This is a genomic window from Acinetobacter sp. USHLN143, from assembly GCF_037145695.1.
Classification (GTDB): domain Bacteria; phylum Pseudomonadota; class Gammaproteobacteria; order Pseudomonadales; family Moraxellaceae; genus Acinetobacter; species Acinetobacter fasciculus.
Window position 1 is genome coordinate 1 of the sequence record NZ_JBBCWZ010000287.1, and the last position, 258, is coordinate 258.

The 258-nt window shown below is 39.9% G+C and carries 1 protein-coding gene; it reads left to right on the forward strand.

All coding sequences use genetic code 11. From position 1 onward, the window contains the following. Positions 1–258: integrase core domain-containing protein (locus WFH18_RS18100; RefSeq protein WP_336755454.1), on the forward strand; the 258-nt coding region annotated here is incomplete at both ends.

Here is a 258-nt window from a genome sequence, read left to right on the forward strand (position 1 = left end):
CGTTTAGAAGCAGCAAATTTACGAGCATCAGTCGGTACGACTGGTGATTCATACGATAATGCTTTGGCTGAAACGGTGAATGGCTTATACAAAACAGAGGTGATTGAATATTTAAAAGCAGATTGGCAAGGTTTAGCAGATGTAAAGCTTGCGACACTAAACTGGGTAGATTGGTTCAATAAAAAGCGTGTACACAGTGCACTGGGTTATGTATCGCCTTTTGAGTTTGAAGCAATGTACTATGATAAGATTAACCCG